General features: G+C 47.1%; 12 protein-coding genes. 7 read left to right on the forward strand and 5 right to left on the reverse strand.

The window, feature by feature from the left end; all coding sequences use genetic code 11:
- Positions 1-358 precede the first annotated feature (358 nt).
- Positions 359-1,645 (forward strand): dicarboxylate/amino acid:cation symporter, encoded by a 1,287-nt coding sequence (locus QOS01_RS06435; RefSeq protein WP_283621610.1) that lies wholly within the window; start codon positions 359-361, stop codon positions 1,643-1,645.
- A gap of 54 nt (positions 1,646-1,699) precedes the next feature.
- Here QOS01_RS06435 and QOS01_RS06440 read toward each other — a convergent pair whose 3' ends face one another.
- A complete protein-coding gene (locus QOS01_RS06440) occupies positions 1,700-2,170 on the reverse strand; it encodes an Lrp/AsnC family transcriptional regulator (RefSeq protein ID WP_283621611.1) in 471 nt (156 codons plus the stop codon).
- Positions 2,171-2,375: 205 nt separating this feature from the next.
- On the opposite strand from QOS01_RS06440, the gene QOS01_RS06445 reads away from it, so the two are divergent.
- The 4 genes from QOS01_RS06445 (at position 2,376) to QOS01_RS06460 (ending at position 5,463) form a co-directional block, all read left to right on the forward strand.
- The gene (locus QOS01_RS06445; protein ID WP_283621612.1) at positions 2,376-2,837 is read left to right on the forward strand and encodes a universal stress protein; all 462 of its coding nucleotides are present in this window, start codon (positions 2,376-2,378) and stop codon (positions 2,835-2,837) included.
- A 56-nt stretch (positions 2,838-2,893) separates the two neighbouring features.
- The gene (locus QOS01_RS06450) at positions 2,894-3,091 is read left to right on the forward strand and encodes a hypothetical protein (protein WP_283621613.1); all 198 of its coding nucleotides are present in this window, start codon (positions 2,894-2,896) and stop codon (positions 3,089-3,091) included.
- Positions 3,066-4,229, forward strand: a complete 1,164-nt coding sequence (locus QOS01_RS06455) for an RNA-guided endonuclease TnpB family protein (protein WP_283621614.1) — start codon at positions 3,066-3,068, stop codon at positions 4,227-4,229. Before QOS01_RS06450 ends, QOS01_RS06455 begins: the two co-directional genes overlap by 26 nt.
- Before the next feature lie 238 nt (positions 4,230-4,467).
- Positions 4,468-5,463: a serine hydrolase domain-containing protein gene (locus QOS01_RS06460; RefSeq protein ID WP_283621615.1), complete on the forward strand. Its 996-nt coding sequence runs from the start codon at positions 4,468-4,470 to the stop codon at positions 5,461-5,463.
- A gap of 71 nt (positions 5,464-5,534) precedes the next feature.
- Here the strand turns inward: QOS01_RS06460 and QOS01_RS06465 are convergent, their stop codons facing one another.
- From QOS01_RS06465 to zwf, 3 genes are all read right to left on the reverse strand, one after another.
- Positions 5,535-7,478 (reverse strand): glycoside-pentoside-hexuronide (GPH):cation symporter, encoded by a 1,944-nt coding sequence (locus tag QOS01_RS06465; protein WP_283621616.1) that lies wholly within the window; start codon positions 7,476-7,478, stop codon positions 5,535-5,537.
- Between the two features lie 283 nt (positions 7,479-7,761).
- Positions 7,762-9,198, reverse strand: a complete 1,437-nt coding sequence (gene gndA / locus QOS01_RS06470; protein WP_283621617.1) for an NADP-dependent phosphogluconate dehydrogenase — start codon at positions 9,196-9,198, stop codon at positions 7,762-7,764.
- A gap of 137 nt (positions 9,199-9,335) precedes the next feature.
- Positions 9,336-10,817 (reverse strand): glucose-6-phosphate dehydrogenase, encoded by a 1,482-nt coding sequence (zwf, locus tag QOS01_RS06475; protein ID WP_283621618.1) that lies wholly within the window; start codon positions 10,815-10,817, stop codon positions 9,336-9,338.
- A gap of 299 nt (positions 10,818-11,116) precedes the next feature.
- On the opposite strand from zwf, the gene QOS01_RS06480 reads away from it, so the two are divergent.
- Positions 11,117-11,677 (forward strand): cadmium resistance transporter, encoded by a 561-nt coding sequence (locus QOS01_RS06480; RefSeq protein ID WP_283621619.1) that lies wholly within the window; start codon positions 11,117-11,119, stop codon positions 11,675-11,677.
- 34 nt (positions 11,678-11,711) lie between these two features.
- Positions 11,712-12,047, forward strand: coding sequence for an ArsR/SmtB family transcription factor (locus QOS01_RS06485; RefSeq protein WP_408612474.1), 336 nt, complete (start codon positions 11,712-11,714; stop codon positions 12,045-12,047).
- A 58-nt stretch (positions 12,048-12,105) separates the two neighbouring features.
- Here the strand turns inward: QOS01_RS06485 and QOS01_RS06490 are convergent, their stop codons facing one another.
- Positions 12,106-13,305, reverse strand: coding sequence for a CynX/NimT family MFS transporter (locus tag QOS01_RS06490; RefSeq protein ID WP_283621621.1), 1,200 nt, complete (start codon positions 13,303-13,305; stop codon positions 12,106-12,108).
- Between the last annotated feature and the right edge of the window lie 95 nt (positions 13,306-13,400).

A 13,400-nucleotide genomic window follows, 5' to 3' on the forward strand; every position in this document is an offset into this window, starting at 1 on the left:
GAGGTAACACCATTAAAGACCTTGATGGGTTTTTCTGTCCACTTAAATGTTCAACTTAAATTTTACAATCTGCCAAAAGCAAATCCGGACAATCATAGAATATTTTAGCCAAACGATAGGGAAGAATACAAAGGCAATGTTACGGTAAAATCGGTATATTATTTTTTATATCCGGGTAATTTTAGGAAAAAAGCGGAACTTTGCCATCATTCTCCCTAAAGAAGTGTGATTTATAAATAGTGAACTTGATGTAAATATAAGACATTTCTGTTCGTATTTTGCCATAGTAGGTAGTGAAAAGTAAGTCGACATGTGATAAAGTATTCACTGACATTGAAAGGGAGAGAAGGATGTAAAAGTGAAACATTATCGATTCGGCCGTCTTAGTATGGGATGGCAAATTATGATTGGTTTAGTTTTGGGGATTATCTGTGGAGTGATTTTCTACCAGAACAATAGTGCCATCACCGTGATGCAAAGTCTGGGGACAATCTTTATCCGCCTGATCCAAATGATCGTTATGCCGATTGTTGTCTCCTGCTTAACCGTTGGGATTGCTAACATTGGTGATATCAAGAAGCTGGGGCGGATTGGGGCCAAGACCTTGATCTACTTTGAAATCTTGACGACGATTGCCCTGCTTCTTGGTATCGGGATGGCCAACTTGACCCACCCGGGGACCTTTATCAACATTCATGACCTTCACGCAACGGACATCTCGCAATACATGTCAACCGCCAAGCACGCGGCTCACGACAGCGGGTTCTGGCCACTGATCCTGTCGATTATTCCTACGAACATCTTCAAGTCGATGTCCGATGGTGACATGATGCCGGTGATCTTATTCTCCGTCCTGTTTGGGCTGGGAATTGCTGCCGTTGGTGAAAAGGCGAAGATCTTGATTGACGTCTTAAACGGTGTGTCTGAGGTAATGTTCAAGGTCACAAACTGGGTTATGAAGTTCGCCCCAATCGGTGTCTTCGGCCTGATTGGAATGACCATCGCGGAAATGGGGCTGGACGCGCTGCTTCCGCTTGGCTACTTTATCCTGATCGCTTACGTCACGATGCTGATTTTTATCATTGTTATCCTCGGCATTACCGCCCACATCTTCCACCTGCGTTACTGGAAGACAATGCGGGTTATCTGGGATGAAATCGTGTTGGCATTTACGACCGCTAGTTCAGAGGTTACCCTGCCACGGCTGATGAAGAAGACCCAAGAGATGGGGGTTGAAAAGGGGATTACTTCCTTTGTTATCCCAACTGGCTACACCTTCAACCTTGATGGTTCTGCCATCTACCAGTCCCTGGCAGCCATCTTCTTGGCCCAGGCTTATGGCCTGCACCTGTCCCTTGCCCACCAGATCACCCTGCTGATTGTGTTAATGATTACCAGTAAGGGGATGGCGGGTGTGCCGGGAGCATCCTTCGTTGTCCTGCTTGCCAGTGTTTCGACCATTGGGGTACCGATGGCGGGCCTGACCTTTATCGCCGGGATTGACCGGTTCGTCGACATGGGCCGGACGGCCGTTAACGTTGTCGGTAACTCAATCGCGACCCTGGTTATCGGTGAATCGGAGAAATCATTAGACCGTGACCAGTACAACAAGTTTATTGATAACTACGGAAAAAATAAGCAATAATTGTTAATAAAAAAGCCGGGACGGAAATTACTTCGTCCCGGTTTTTATGTGCCTTCATTCATTTAATTCATCATCATTGTCTTCTTCGTTTGCCAGGTGAATTCCCCGGTGGTTGACGCTAGTGCTAAAGACAATCTGGGTACTAGTTTTTCCAAAGCGCTGTTGGATGGTGTTGATGAAATCGTCCAAGTTAGTGGTTGAGGGAAAGACAACCTCCATGATTTCGGAATAATCGCCCGTTACGCAGTTGCATTCGACAACGTTGGGCACGCTTTGCACGAAGGGGTAGAACTCCTTCTTTTGCCGTGGTTCCAGCTGGACCTGGATAAAGGCCCGGACGTGGAAACCAATCTTTTCCATGTTGATGGAAGAGTGGTAACCGTTGATCACTCCCGCCTTTTCCAGCTTGGTAATACGGGCAGCGATTGCGGGCGAGGAAATGAAACACTTCTTAGAGAGTTCCTTCAATGACACCCGGGCGTTCTCTTGCAATGAGTTAATAATTTTGCGGTCGATTTTATCCATAAAGTTCCCAGCCTCATTTCTCCATGATTAAATAATAATGTTATTATTCTCATATTAGCTTAATGTATTGATTGAATTGTAGGTGATTTAGCCGTGAATGTCAATTGTGAAAAAATACGCTAGATCGCGTGAATCCTTACTTATCCTGGTAATTTAATGGTACAATAGTTACATAGGAAAAAAGCTGCATTGGAGGCTTAGAGATATGGATCAAGAATACCAAAATATCTTAGTACCAGTCGATGGTTCTAAGGAAGCAGAATTAGCACTGGAACGGGCAATCTTTGTTGCTAAGCGTAACGGTGCCCACGTTGATGTATTGAACGTTATTGACACCCGGGCAATGGCATACAACTTTGCCGGGATGTCTGATGGCAGTATCGCTTACCAATTGGTTGATAAGTCAAAAGAATACCTGACCAAGCTGTTAAAGGAAGCAAAGGAAAAGAACGAATTTGACAACATGGATATCCACATTCGTCTGGGTAACCCGAAGACAATCATTTCCTTTGACTTCATTCATGACCACCACAACGACATGATCATGATTGGGGCTAGTGGCCTTTCACGGATGCAACGAGCAGTGATGGGATCCGTTACCTCCTATGTAAAGCGGAACGCCCCTGTGGACGTCCTGGTTGTCCGGACGGCCGTTGATAAAGCTTAATATAAGCAATCTAAAACGGGTTCTTGCGTCACCAACTTTGGCGCGGGAACCTGTTTTTGAAAACGGGCAAGGAACCACGTTCTTTTAAGGATGTGATGAATTGCCCATTTTTTAAATCTTTTAATCGAACACATGTTTTAGGATATGATATAATGTACTTACCAGAGAGTGGTGTTCAGGTATTAATTAGCTTTGTTGACTGGCCAATGATGAAAGATTGTGGTGAAAATGGCGCAAGTTATAAAGGGGATTAAACTTCGTCTATATACCAATGCCCAGCAAAGGGAACAATTGTGGCAGATGTTTGGTAATGATCGCTTCGTTTGGAACCAAATGTTGGCGATGGCCAAGGAACGGTATCAAAATAATCCCGGTAGTCACTTCGTCAATGAATACGGAATGAATTATCTACTGAAGAGACTCAAGCAAGAATACCCATTTCTTAGGGCGAGTGACTCAACTAGTTTTCTAGTGGTTAATCACAACCTCGCCCAAGCCTTTAAGATGTTATTTAAACGCCAAGGTGGTTACCCACGTTTTAAATCGCGTCGCGCTATTCGGCAAGCTTATACGGGGCGGTCAGTTTGTCGAGTGCTTGCTAAACGGCGGGTTAAGTTGCCTAAGCTGGGCAGTATTCGGACTAGTAAAACAACATTGTTAGCTAATAGCAAGATTAAGTGCTATACGGTTTGCCTTGAGCCAACTGGCCACTACTATCTGTCATTACAAGTGGCGATTGAAGCTCCCGAACACTTAAGGAGGACGGGAAAAGTAGTCGGTATCGACGTTGGAGTCGCTAGTCTAGCCATTAGTTCTGATGGGATTAAGTACGGAAACTTTAATGCTAAATGGGCGGAAAAGCAAGCAACCAGGTGGCAAAGTAAGTATGCCAAACGGAAACATCAGGCGACAGCTGCTGTCTGTCAATGGAACCATAATCACAAAACCTTCAAGAAAGAACTGGGTGATTACCAAAACTGGCAACGAGCACAGCAACAAAAGGCCCGGTATCAGGCTAAGATAGCGAACCAGCGTAAAGATTACTTGCATAAGCTAACAACGACTTTAGTTAAGCAATACGACGTAATCGTCATTGAAGATTTGAAAGCCAAAAACCTTCAGAAAAATCATTGCTTAGCTAAAGCAATTGCGAATGCTAGTTGGTACCAGTTCCGGACCATGCTGGCGTATAAATGTGCCTGGTATGGTAAGGAATTAGTAACTGTTAAACCGAACTATACCAGTCAAATTTGTAGTCATTGTGGCTATCATAGTGGCCCTAAGCCCCTTAACATTCGTGAATGGACGTGTCTAAACTGTGGTACCCATCACGACCGGGATATTAATGCGGCAGTTAATATCTTGCATCAAGGATTAAAAGCTATTGGCTAGGGACTAGCCATGGTAAAAGAGTGGAGTTCTGTAAGTTAGGTATCCTGAATACAGGCGTAACATCCTAAATACTACTCTATGTTCCCAGAAGCGCGGTCATTAATGGCCGAGTAGTTCACGTGTTTTATGATAAAATAAGAGGCTCAAGAAAGATTACCGATTGATGGGAAATGAGATTATGACCAAACACGGGCTGAGAACCCTCTTTTTAGTCTTATGCATTAGCGTAGGGTGTTTTTTGCAGCCGACAATGGCCCAGGCCCAGATGGCAACCCCAGCACAAAGGGCAGCGGTGCAACGACTTCTTAGGAGAAAACACGTCAATGGCCTGGCCCTCATAAATGGCCCCGGCGACCGTCCGGAAGTGGTTAGTAACCAGGTAACAAAGGATTCCCGCCAGGTGGTCCGGGCAAATCGCCTGATTCTAATTGCCTCCTTTCAGAAGTTGATGACAGGAGTGGCGATTAACCAATTAGTCCTTTCCGGGAAATTAACGCTGAGCACGCCGCTAAGCGCTTTTTACCCGCGGGTGGCCAATGGCTCACAGATTACAATAGAACGGCTGATGATGCACACCAGCGGCTTCCGCAACGTTTCTAGTAAGCTAGCGGCACCGTTAAAAGACGAAGGGGCCCAGCGCCGGTATACGTTAAAGCATTACCGGTCGACAGGGAAGTTTAGCTGGTGCTACTCCGACGTGGACTTTAGCTTTTTAGCAGCCATTATTTACCGAACGACCCGGCACTCGTACCAGGACTACCTGGCGGACCAGGTTTTAGGGCCCCGGGGAGTACGGGTGAAGTTCGCTAACCAGCTTAAGAATGGCCACCGGGTGACTCAGGTTATGGGAAGAAAGCAGGGGTGGTCAGCCTTACAAAGGCGCATGTCAACGGAGCTGGGGGCCGGTGATATCCTGTGTACCCCGGTAGCCTACTGGCACTTCTTGTACCGGGGTGTGCTTGATAACCCCACGATGCTGGCCCAGTTTACTAACCGGCAGGCAGCGGGGGAAACCTACTATGGTGGTGCCTACATCGAGGCCCCGTACCTCCACGCCAATGGTTACCTGAGCGGGTATTCATGCACCTTTTACAGTAACTGGGAAAGCCGGCAGACGGTGATGCTCTTCGCTAATAACCTTTCCTACCATGAACTGCGGACGGTCAACAGTCAGCTGGTTCATGCTTACTTTGGTGACCACCGGACAGAACAAAAGCAGATCAACGCCCAGTAACGTTTCAAAATAATAAGGGCCCGACTGGTGAGGAGTTCCTCACTAGCCGGGCCTTTATTAATTAAAATCGGTTAGTCTTTCTTCGTAACCTTCATAATGTTGTCCTTGTCGGTGACCTTGTCGCCAGCCTTGGCTAACATTTCGAAGTCGAAGTTTTCACTATTAGTGACGGTAACGATAACCGTGTCATCAAGTCCCGCCTTCTTAATAGTTGGGTCCCAGAATTCCATGAGTTCTTGACCCTTGTCGACGTGTTGACCCTTAGTGAAGTAGGTTACGAAACCAGTACCATGTAACTTCACAGTATCAACACCAATGTGAATCAGGAGGGCAATTCCGTTGTCGGAAACCAACCCAACCGCGTGACGAGTCGAGAAGGTTGCCCGAACGGTACCAGCAAATGGTGCGTAAACCTTACCGTCAGCTGGCTTAATAGCAAACCCTTGACCCATCTTGCCTTCAGCAAAGGCTGGGTCACTGACGTCCTTGAGGTTAACAACTTCACCAGCAACTGGAGCTGGGATGTTAGTAACACCAGCTTGTGGTTGTGGAGCAGCTTCTTCAGCAGCGGCGTTTTGGTCGTTGCCTTCTTCACCAAGGTGCTTACCCCAAGTTTGTTCCAACTTAGCCACGATCTTGGCGTGGGACTTTTCATCCAACTTAACCTTGAGGGCGAAGATAATGATACCAACAACAATTAAGGCAATTGGAATTAAGAACATGTAAATCTTGAAGACGCTAACGCCGTGAGCAGTAACAGTAGCGGCAGTAGCACCACCGGTCATCCCGGCAGCAACGGTAGCGGCACCAACAACACCGTTGGCAACGGCACCACCGAACTTATCAAGCAGTGGCCGAATTGACAGGGTCAACGATTCGTCACGGTGACCAAGCTTCAATTGACCATATTCAACAGAGTCGGTAATCGTCATCAGAACAACCAGGAAGATAATTGGTTGTGGGATGAAGAATAATTCGGCACCGAGCAGAACCAGTGCTAATGACTTGCCGGCAAAGGAGAAGATCAAGGCACCGATAACTTCAATGGTAGCAGCACCATAGAAGAGCTTGTGACGACCAACCTTACCTGAGAAGAGTGGGAAGGCGAAGACGGAGATAACCCCGACAACCGTGTTCAGACCACCCAGGATTGAGAAGGCCTTTGAGTTACCTAAAATGTAAGTGAAGTAGTAAAGTTCAAAACTGTTCAACAGGGTTTGACCAGTAGTGAAGAACAGGTAGGACATCGCAATTGCCAGCAATTGATCGTTCTTGATCAGGATGTGCAGGATATCCTTTAACTTAGTTTGTTCCTTGTTTTCACGAAGCAGTGACTTTTGTTCGTGGGTAAACATCCCCACACCGATCGCGGTGATTGCCGAAATAGCGGCAACGATGACGGCGAAGATGAACCAACCACGGTCATCACCGGTTCCACCGTTTTGGTTGATGGAGAAGAACAGAACCATTGGCATGATAACAAAACCGATAATCTGCCCACCGATGGTTGAACCAACCCGGGCGAAGGTAGCAATCTTGTCACGTTCGTGTGAATCGAATGACATGGCTGGAACCATGGACCAGAAACCAACATCATTGAAGGAATAGAAGACATCCATGATGATGTAGATGATAGCAAAGACAATCAGGTACATGATCGGGTTAGAAACGTTCAGACCGCCAAGTGGGGTGAACAGTGCAGCCAAGAGGACGGCAGAAATAACACCACCGCCAACAACCCATGGCTTGAACTTCCCCCATTTGGTGTTGGTCCGGTCAATGGCGTTACCAATCAGTGGGTCGATCAGTAATTCCACGATCCGGAGAATCATGATGATCATCGTAACGTATCCGACCATCCGGTTATCAAAGGACTTGTTACCGGACGTAAACAGGTGACCGGTAACGTACATCATAAAGTAAGTAGAAAGTAATGCAAAGAAGGCATCATGCCCGAACGCACCGAGTGAGTATGCGAGGCGCGAACGAACTTTATGTGGCTCTTGCTTATCCATTATTGACTCCCCTTTTCTACGTAAAAATAAATAATAGCTTACAGCCATTATGTTAAGCGCTTTCACTAAATATGTCAATATCTTTTTAGTAAACTTTTACGATTAAAATTATTGCTAGCTGTGGCCTGTGACCGGGGGTGGGCACGGAGGAAAGGTTGTGAAATGGCGTTCAAGGCATCATGTAAAGGTGGGGACAAGGCCGAGGTAAAGTTTTATCCTTAAGCAATACAAAAAGGGGACCGGAAATATTCCGGTCCCCTCATGGGATTTATTAGTAATAATTTTATTGTTCTTCGTACCAAGTGTAGTGGTAGTTACCTGGGCGGTCAACACGTTCATAAGTGTGAGCACCGAAGTAGTCACGTTGTGCTTGGAGCAGGTTAGCAGGAACAACTTCTGCACGGTAGGAGTCGTAGTAGCTAATTGCGGCACTAAGAGCAGGAACAGGGATACCAGCCTTAACAGCAAGGGCAACGATGTCCCGGATAGCCTTTTGGTACTTCTTGGCGATGTCCTTGAAGTAGTCGTCAAGAAGAAGGTTCTTCAGGTCAGGGTTCTTGTCGAAGGCGTCGGTGATGTTTTGCAGGAATTGTGCACGAATGATGCAACCGGCACGCCAAATTTGTGCTAATTCACCCATCTTCAGGTTCCAGTTGTAACGTTCGGAGTCAATCCGCATTTGTTCGAATCCTTGTGCGTAAGACATAACCTTACCGAAGTAGAGGGCTTCACGAACCTTTTCAATCAGTTCCTTCTTGTCATCAACGGAGATGGATTCAGTTACTTCAGGCAGAACCTTGCTTGCGGCAACCCGTTCGTCCTTCATCATGGAGATGTAACGAGCGTAAACGGCTTCGGTGATAACAGATTGTGGAGCGCCACCTTCAAGGGCAGTTTCGGAACTCCACTTACCAGTACCCTTGTTGGCACCACGGTCAAGAATCATGTCAACGATTGGCTTGTTCTTGTCGTCACCCAGGTCATCCTTACGAGTAAGGATGTCAGCAGTGATGTCAACTAGGTAACTGGATAATTCACCCTTGTTCCATTCAGCGAAGGTCTTGGCAATGTCGTCAACAGGCATCTTCAGGACATTCCGCATGATGTTGTAACTTTCGTCAATTAATTCTTCGTCACCATATTCGATTCCGTTGTGAACCATCTTGACATAGTGACCAGCACCGTTAGGGCCGATGTAAGCAACACATGGCTTGCCATCTTCTTCAGCCTTAGCAGCGATTTGGGTCAAAATAGGAGCAACTAAGTCGTAAGCTTCCTTTTGGCCACCTGGCATCAGGGCAGGACCGTGAAGGGCACCCAGTTCACCACCGGAAACACCCATGCCGATGAAGTTGATACCAGAACGGTCCAACTTAGCGTTCCGCGCCATGGTGTCGTGGAAGTTAGTGTTCCCACCATCGATCAGAACGTCACCCTTGTCAAGCAGAGGGAGTAATTCGTCAATAACAGCATCAGTTGGCTTACCAGCCTTAACCATCAGCAGAATCCGCCGTGGCTTTTCAAGGGAGTCAACGAAGTCCTTAATTGTGTAACTAGGTACAAGCTTCTTGTCGCTGTGGTCCTTCATCATTTCGTCAGTCCGGTTACGGTGACGGTTGTAGACACCAACAGTGAAGCCCCGACTTTCAATGTTTAATGCAAGGTTTTTACCCATAACAGCTAAACCGACAACACCGATTTGTGCTTTATTCTCTGACATTAAAGTCACTCTCCTCTTAAAGAAAAACATGTAATTATTTTCACAATGTCCATTATAACAAAAAAATTTTACAGTGCAACCGATATCCCATAACAAAAAAACGTTTTAAGAATTTTCTTAAAACGTTTTTGAGCGTATTAGTGGTTTAAACGGTAAACCCATTGACGACCATCACGGGCAAGCAGTTCATCAGAAGCTGCCGGGCCCATTGAGCCTGGTACGTAGTTAGGGAATTGCGGCTTTTCAATGTCCCAAAGCTTGCGAATTACGTCAACGAACTTCCATGCGTAGGCAATTTCAGCCCATGATGCAAAGTTGGTGTGGTTACCTTCCAGAGCATCGTGGAAGAGACGTTCGTATGGTTCTGGGGATTCCTTCTTGTCAGTGTCGCTTTGCAGGTACTTCAGGTCGACTGGTTGAGTCGTGAAGCCTTGGCCGGCGCGCTTAGCGTTTAATTGCATAGCAAAACCAGACTTAGGTTCAACAAAGATTGTCAAAACGTTGGAGTTCAGAGTTTGGTCGCTTTCGTGACGAGGGTCAGCGAAGATATCGATCAATGGCTTCTTGAAGACAACGTCAATCCGGGTGAACTTGTCGGCTAACTTCTTACCAGTCCGAACGTAGAATGGCACACCAGACCAGCGGTAGTTATCAAACATTAACTTGGCAGCAACGAAAGTTTCGGTACCAGAGTCAGGGTCAACACCATCAGCGTCACGGTATGCTTCAGTACCGTCTCCAGCATCGTATTGGCCACGAACAAAGTTAGCAGCGGCTTCGGATGGGGTGTAGACACGAAGACTCCGCAATGCCTTGATCTTTTCAACCCGGACATCAGTATCAGTGAATGAAACTGGTTGTTCCATTGCCAGTTGAGCAACGATTTGCATAATGTGGTTTTGAACCATGTCACGAAGGGCACCGGAATTGTCGTAGTAACCGGCACGTTCTTCGACACCCAGCTTTTCACTCAGGGTAACCTGGATGTTGTCAATGTAACGGTTGTTCCACAGAGATTCGATGATGGTGTTACCAAAGCGCAGTGCTTGGATGTTTTGAACCATTTCCTTACCCAGGTAGTGGTCGATCCGGAAGATTTGGTTTTCATCGAAGGTCTTGGACAGTTCGTCGTTCAGCTTCTTAGCTGAGTCGAAGTCACGACCGAATGGCTTTTCGATAACCAGGCGGTTGAAGCCGTCGTCAGAGAGCAGGTCTTGCTTCTTCAGGTTCATGGCGATGGTACCAAAGAATTGGGGAGCCATGGACATGTAGAATAAGCGGTTGCCTTCTGTGCCGAACTGCTTGTCCAGTTCTTCAATCCGCTTCTTTAAAATTGTGTAGTGTTCAGGCTTAGTAACGTCATGTGACTTGTAGAAGAAGTGCTTGGAGAAGTCAGCAGCTTCGCCCTTGCGAGTTTCTTCAACATCCTTGATTGAGTCCCGAACAACTTGTTGGAATTCTTCGTCAGTGTAAGGGTGACGAGAAGTTCCGAGCAGTGCAAAGTGGTCTTGCAGGTAGCCCTTTTGGTAGAGCTTGAAGAGGGCGGTGTACAGCTTCCGCTTAGCAAGGTCACCAGTTGCACCAAATAATGTAATAACAGCTTTATTTTCTGTAGCCAAAATGTTCACTCCTTCTGAAATTACAGAAATTCTATCACCTGTACAATTATATACTCTCAAACGCTTATCTGCACGGCAAAAGGAACCGGTTTCTGGGCAGTAGTAAAATGGCCCACCGGTGGGAAACAGCGCTGTCAATAAGGTTGGCCGGGTACCGGTCGGTAAATGGTCTAGAGCAAAAAGTTTTTTTGCTGGAAACACCTTTACTGACACTGATTAACACAAAATTCCATCTTGTATATATATCAAAAATGGTATATAAATAATATATCGAATTTGATATATTGGAGGAAACGAAGATGAACTACTGGCTGCTCCTGGTAACTTTTGTTGCCGTTAACCTAGATTTCTTTATTATTATGCTGTTCTTGCTCCACCGTTACCGAACTGTAGACGTGATGGTTGGTTACTTGGTGGGGGTGGTAATCTTGATGACCCTCAGCTTCACGATTGGCAAGGCGCTCGCCCTCTTTTTGCCGGAATGGATCCTCGGCCTATTGGGCTTTTTACCAATTTACATGGCGCTCCATGATAAGGACGAGGCGGCCCAGCAGACTGACCGAGCGCCCATCCTAGCGACCTTAACCACCTATCTGGCGGTTTGTACTGGCTGTAACCTGTCAATTTTCCTGCCGGTATTGACGGGGATGACCTTCAGCCATTTTGCAATGGCCCTTATCTTTATTGGTGCCCTGGCGGTCGCGGTCGTCTGGCTAATAAGGGCAATCGGTGAACTACCGGTTGTCAAGCGGGCCCTGACGAGGTATGGGGAAATCTTAATGAAGGTGATTTACATTGGTGTCGGCCTCTACGTCTTTTACGACAGTGGTTTGATTACCCACCTGCTTAATCTGGTATAATATTCCCTAATTAATTCAAAGAAGGGAATGGCAAATAGTGACCGCGACGCGTGACTTAATCAATGAAGCGGCTAAAATTTATAAGGTATTGAGCAACAGTACCCGGATTGAGATCCTCTATTTCTTGCGGCACTGTGATGGCGAGGTGTCGGTTTCGACGATTGTTGACCACCTGGGCCTGGCCCAACCAGTGATTTCCAAGCAATTGGGGATTCTCCACCGCTACCAGTTGGTGTGTCGCCGGCGGGAGGGTACCAAGGTTTTCTACATTCTCGACGACCCCCACGTGGTTGAAATGGTCGATGACATGTTGGAACACGTGAAGCACGAGATCAAGGGTGAACCCCACCCGCGGAATTTATATAAATAAAATAAGGCCGCTCGTGGGCGATGATTTGCACACGAACGGCCTTATTTTATGAGGTGAATTAAATGTAAGAGTGCCGTTCTGCCAGGACCCCAAAGAAGGTAAAGAGGAAGGCAGCGGCAAAGATTACGATCAGGCTTGCCGTCCAGCCGTGTGTTTGGGCATTCAAGCTGCCGACCACGATGGGGCCTAGAGCAGCAATCAGGTAGCCGACGGACTGGACCATTCCAGAAAGGTTCCGGGTATCAGCAGCGCTCTTCGTCTTGAGCCCAAAGAGGGTCATTGCCAAGACAAAGGTAGTTGTGGATCCGGCCCCTAACAAGAAGGCGACCACACAGAAGTAGGCAAAGGAGTTGACCGGGAAAAACATCATGAGCGTTCCCAGCATTGATGAGATCCCCGCGCCCAACATAATGGACCGCCGGGTCTTCATCTTAGCCGCTAAGACGGGCACCGTGAAGGCAAACGGAATGGCAAACAACTGGAAGAGGCCGGCAATCAGGCTTGCCTGGTCCCCACTCAAGCCCGCGTCCATAGAAATTGTTGGAAGCCAGGCAACCACACTGTAGAACACGAAGCATTGGAAGCCGAAGAAGAGGAGCAGCCACCAGGCATTGACCTTCTTCCACATGTTAGTTCCGGTATCGCTGGCCGTATTGTTGCCGCCCCGTTCGTTATACTTGAGGTTGGGTAGCCACACGATGGCAGTCACCAGGGCAATTGCACTGATGATGACAACCGCCGTTTGCCAGCTACTTTGGTGGGTAATGGGGGTGATTGTGTAGGCCCCGATTGCGGCGAAGAGGGTCATCGCGGTGTTGTACATCCCCGTGACGCTCCCCATCCGGTTGGGGTACTTGTCAGAGATAATTGCCGGGAGGAGGACGTTAATGCAGGTGATGGCCATCCCGACCATTACGGTCCCCACCATCAAGAGTGCGAAGTTAATGATGCGGAGGTAGGAACCGACAAACATCAGGACCATGGCGATCGCTAATGTTAACTCGTTCCCAATCCGCTGAGCCGTTGATGAAACAACGGAAGATAAGAGTCCAAAGCACAGGAGGGGGATGGTTGTTAAGATCCCCAGGCTTGTCGGGGCAACGTTAAAGGTCTGGGCAATTTCCTTAATAACGGAGGGAATCGAAGTGATTGGCATCCGCATGCAGACGCCCAGTAAGAGCAGCCCTAAGATTAACAATGGACTATGTTTTTTAACCTTTTCCAAGAGATTCGTCCTTTCTTTATGTAATTTAGCCATACCATTATAGCATATTGAAACGTTTTACCTAAGGGCGTAATTTATCTTTACCAATTTGACGCCAGCATTTCAGAAACATATAATCTAAAATGAAG

The organism is Limosilactobacillus avium (assembly GCF_947381485.1).
Classification (GTDB): Bacteria; Bacillota; Bacilli; order Lactobacillales; family Lactobacillaceae; genus Limosilactobacillus; species Limosilactobacillus avium.